Below are 4,668 nucleotides of genomic sequence, written 5' to 3' on the forward strand. Positions count from 1 at the left end.
CAGACGCTCTGTCGGTAGGAGTGTCTCGTGGGCTCGGAGATGTGTCTCAGAGACCGGGATGACGAGGGGCAGATGGTCGAGCTCGATGCCGAGCAGGTGCTCAGCGTGCCGAGGCGCATCCACGCCCGCGAGGTGGTCAAGCGCGGCTTCATGAGCAACTTCCTGTTCCAGAACATCGCGAGCGTCTTCCGCGCGCCGGCAGAGGTCGTGGAGATTATCCAGCGCTTCGATCCCTACGAGCAGGGCAAGGCGCAGAACGCCGAAAAGAACAAGGTCGAGATTGACAAGAGCACGGCCGACGAGCTCTCCATCAACGACGAGGGCGAGGTGGAGATCCCCGACGAGCAGGTCGTAGGCAAGGCGGCGGACATCTTCGGGCCGAAGGTCTACGGCGACATCGCCGTCGAATTCTCGAGCCATGTGGACGACATAGCGAAGGCGCACGAGGCCAATGACGACGACAGGGCGATGCTCGACAACCTCAAGGAGGCCTTCAAGCAGAGCGTGACCGCGCCTCTGGTACAGGCCGCCAAGGAGAGCTACGGCAGCGAGCTCAAGCCGCGCCAGCAGCAGCAGATCGAGCGCAAGGTCCAGGCGGACGCCGACATCCAACTCAACCGCCAGGTCGGCGACTACCAGATTCAGGCGCGCCGCATCGAGCAGTCGCGCAAGGACGAGCTCAAGGCGGCATCCAGCGCTGCCGAGCGGGCCGAGGTGAACCAGCGGCATGACGAGCAGAAGGCCGAGGCGTTCCAGGCGCTCGCCCGGAAGCTCGAGGACTCCCGCGAGGAGCTCGTGCAGAGCGCCGGCGAGACCGTGGTGCGCGAGGTGGAGACGGCAAAGAAGGAAGACGAGAAGCAGGGCATCGAGGACAATGTTCGCGCCCACCTGCGCGGCTTCTCGCGCACCATCCCGTCGTTCCTCATGGCATACGGTGAGGAGGGCACGACGCTTGCGAACTTCGACACGGTGATCCCCGCCGACGTCTTCCAGGACGTCACGAGCATCACCGTGGACGAGTTCCGTTTCCTGCGCGATGGCGGTGACTACACCGACACCAAGACTGGCGAGGTTAAGCACTTCGTCGGGCACCTCTTCGACGAGGTGGTGTTCAACGATTCCGTAAGCGAGTTCATCAAGCTGCGCGAACGCCTGGCCAACTACTTCGACGAGACCCAGACGGAGGACATCTTCGACTACGTGCCGCCCCAGAAGACCAACCAGATCTTCACGCCGCGCAACGTCGTGGTCGAGATGGTGGACCTCTTCGAGAAGGAGAACCCAGGCTGCTTCGACGACCCGAGCCATACCTTCGCCGACCTGTACATGAAGTCGGGCCTCTACATCACCGAGATCGTCAAGCGCCTGTACCGAAGCGAGGGCATGAAGGCCGCCTTCCCGGATGACCGCGAGCGCCTGGACCACATCCTGGAACACCAGGTGTTCGGCATCGCGCCCACCAAGATCATCTACGAGATCGCCACGCACTTCATCCTGGGCTTCCACGACGAGGTCGGCCAGGGTTGCGACTCGAACTTCGAACTCGCGGACTCCGCGGAGCTTGCCAAGGAGGGCACGCTTGACGCCTATGTCGAGCGCGTCTTCGGGCCCAAGCTGGGCGAGGCGTAGCGCGTGGCGGAAGTAGTCGACAGCCGGCAGGGCGGACGTGCGGAGGCGGCGCGCGCGGCGGTGAGTGCGGCACGGCGTGAGGATACCGAACTTTGCGCCCGTCTAGTCTTTCGCGTCTCGCGCAACGAACTGAGGCGCGTGGGGATCACCACGCCCATCGCTCTCTACGATGAGCTGAAGCAGGTCTTCTGGAACGCAGACGAGGGCGTCACCCTGGGCGACCACCTCTCTGTCGGGTTCGGCAAGGTCGACCGCCGCCGTCAGGTGCGCGCCTTCGCCGAGCGCCATGCGGACGAGCCCAGAAACGTCGCCGCGAAAGCCTACGAGCGCGAATACGGCTTCAGCGCAGGCATCGCCGCGATATGGCTCGACCTGTTCGCCGAGCCCGCGGACGTGAGCTTCTCGGAGTGGCTTGGCGTCGAGGTCGCTGAATGCCCGACGGGCGCCCCGGCCTCCCGTGCGGATGTGCCCGTAGCGCACGACACCGAGCGCGAGGCACCCACCATCGAGGGCTTCCTTGCCCGGGAGCTTGCCGGCCGCATCTGCGACGAAGGCCTCGTGCGTCGACGCTTCGCCTTCGAGTTTCCCGACGATCCGCCCGAAGCGCTCGACCGCGGCATCGAGGATGCGGGCTACTACGAGGACCGCGGCTTGCTCTTCCGAGAAGGGAGCACCCCGAACGACCACTTCACGCGGCTGCTGGCCGAGCATCCGTCTTTCGCGAAGGGCGACGCCGGCTTCGAGAACGCCGTGTGGCAGCACCCCGCCTTCCGCCAGGTGCTGCGCCAAGCGCTTTCGGACCACCGCTTACTTCTCTACGAGGGCGACAGCTACATCTCGTTCTCGCGGCTGCACGACGTGCTAGGCGCGCGCATGGCGGACATCGAGTCGTACGCGCCCGCGGTGAGCGTGGATGCGCCCGAAGGCGAGCCCTTCACCGTGGCGAGCCTGCGCGCGGGCGGCGCCACTCCGCATCCGCTGTACGGGCTGGACATGCCCGACGACTTCTACGAGGGGCTGCTCGACGCGGGAGGGCTCCTGCGCAGCTGCACGCTCGCCGGAACCAAGGTGTTCGTCGCCGGAGGCGAGGGGCGGCTTTCCGCAGCCGACCTCATCGAGTGGATCGTCGCCCACCATGAGGGAATCGAGCGCGATGACCTGCCGAGACTGCTCGCAAACGATCTGGGCATCACGTGCCCGGCACCGCTTCTGACGACGACCATTTACAACTCCGACGTCTACTACGACGACATCGGGGACGCATATTACTCATCCATGGAGGCATGGAAGAAGGAGGCACGAAATGAGCTTGCTTGAGGAAGGGATCGCGACTGGCAACGTCCTGCCGACGGGTCGCAAGGAGAAGCACTCCATCGACAACGTGACGCGCGACTTCGACATCTACCGCATCAAGTGCGACCTTCTGTTCTACAACGACCAGAACGACCGCATCGCCACTTGGGTAAGCGAGTACAACTCCGCGCAGGGCGCGGATCTGCTCGCCCTTGGCCGCGACGAGTACAACGGCGTCATCGAGGACTTCATCGTCGAGAGCAACCCCGGCGCGCTCAGGAAGACCGAGAAGAGCATCGCCCTTCGCGGCCAGCTTAGGCCGGGCATCGTGCTCAACGACGGACGCGTCATCGACGGCAACCGACGCCTGACCTGCGTCCGCCGCCTCGCGCGGGCGAACAACGAGGCGGGCTGGTTCGAGGCCGCCATCCTCGACGACGCCACAGGCAGCGACCCCAAGCGCATCAAACTGCTCGAGCTCGCCATCCAAATCGGCGAAGAGGAGAAGGTGGCGTACGATCCCGTCGACCGCCTCGTCGGCGTATACCGCGACGTGGTTAAGAACCACCTCATAACCCCTGCGGAGTACGGCAACGCGACGGGCATGACCGAGGCGGAGGTGAAAAAACTCGTCGACCGCGCCCAGTACATGGAGGAGTTCCTCGAATTCTGCCAGGCCCCCGAGCAGTACCACCTCGCCCGCGCCCTCAAGGTCGATGGCCCCTTGGGCGAGTTCAGCCGCGTGCTGAAGAAGTACGACAACAGGCGCGACAAACAGCTTGTCAAACGGCTCATGTTCGCCAACATGGTGGTGCAGCCCGAGGGCGACATCACCCGATACGTGAGAGACTTCGGCAGCGTGGCAGGCACGGATGCGGAGGCCGACTTCAAGGCCGCCGAGCTGCAGGCCATGTCCGAGCTCCTCGAGAAGATGGGTCCCGACGCCCTCACGCGCGAGAAGGTGAGCGAGCTGCGCTCGGACGGCAACCTCGTCGACGGCTTCAAGCGCGCAGGCGACCGCGCAAGGGAGACCGTGCGCCGCGTCAAGCTCATGGACACGCCCGCCAAGAAATCCGCCGACTGCCTCTCCGAGCTCGAGAAGATCCTTCCCGAGATGCTCGACGTGCTGGGACCCGACGAGCTCGAGAAGGTGCGCCGCAACCTCGTTGCCGTCGCCGACAAGGTGGAAGAGCTGATCGGTGAGATCGATGAGCGCGCCTAGGGCCGTCGTCTGCTACGACGAGGCGCGCCCCGGCATGTACCTGCGCATCGAGGGGCAAGACATCGCCTCGTTCATGGCCTCGGCCGCATGGCGCGCCTGGCTGTACTACCCGGCGAGCGCCGTCGACGGCACCGATCGCGACCGCATCCTACTCGACGGCGGCATGGGCCTTCGCGAGTGCCAGGACATGCTCGAAGGCGATCATGGAGGCCGACGGCCACGGCGTCGAGATCGCGGTTGACCCGAGCTTCGGCGCCTTCGTGAACGCCGGCGAGACCTACATCCGCGAGCGCTCCGAGGTGGGGTTGGCCATCAAGGCGCAGACCGCCGAGGGCATCGCCGACGACACCCAGCTGGGGCCGCGCTTCCGGGAGTTCCGCGACGTGGTGAACGCGTCGATGGTGCGTCCCCTGCGCGACCGGCAGATGCTCGACGCCTTCTTCATGGCGACGGTTGGGCGCGCGGCCGACTTCTCGGTGCCCGGCGCCGGCAAGACCGCGACGGTGCTCGGCGTGTTCGCCTAC

At 65.5% G+C, this 4,668-nt stretch carries 5 protein-coding genes; all 5 read left to right on the forward strand.

From position 1 onward, the window contains the following. Positions 1-72 precede the first annotated feature (72 nt). Complete coding sequence (locus ACT84W_RS07085; RefSeq protein ID WP_444328700.1) at positions 73-1,629, forward strand: hypothetical protein; 1,557 nt, start codon at positions 73-75, stop codon at positions 1,627-1,629. A gap of 138 nt (positions 1,630-1,767) precedes the next feature. After that, positions 1,768-2,946 (forward strand): hypothetical protein, encoded by a 1,179-nt coding sequence (locus ACT84W_RS07090; protein WP_444328701.1) that lies wholly within the window; start codon positions 1,768-1,770, stop codon positions 2,944-2,946. Continuing rightward, positions 2,933-4,144, forward strand: coding sequence for a hypothetical protein (locus tag ACT84W_RS07095; RefSeq protein ID WP_079535895.1), 1,212 nt, complete (start codon positions 2,933-2,935; stop codon positions 4,142-4,144). The genes ACT84W_RS07090 and ACT84W_RS07095 overlap by 14 nt, the downstream gene beginning before the upstream one ends. Next, positions 4,131-4,385, forward strand: coding sequence for a hypothetical protein (locus ACT84W_RS07100; protein ID WP_444328702.1), 255 nt, complete (start codon positions 4,131-4,133; stop codon positions 4,383-4,385). Before ACT84W_RS07095 ends, ACT84W_RS07100 begins: the two co-directional genes overlap by 14 nt. Then, on the forward strand, positions 4,348-4,668 hold a 321-nt coding region (locus ACT84W_RS07105; RefSeq protein WP_444328703.1), incomplete at its 3' end, for a hypothetical protein. The genes ACT84W_RS07100 and ACT84W_RS07105, both read left to right, overlap by 38 nt.

It is taken from the genome of Paratractidigestivibacter sp. (assembly GCF_052362415.1).
Classification (GTDB): domain Bacteria; phylum Actinomycetota; class Coriobacteriia; order Coriobacteriales; family Atopobiaceae; genus Paratractidigestivibacter.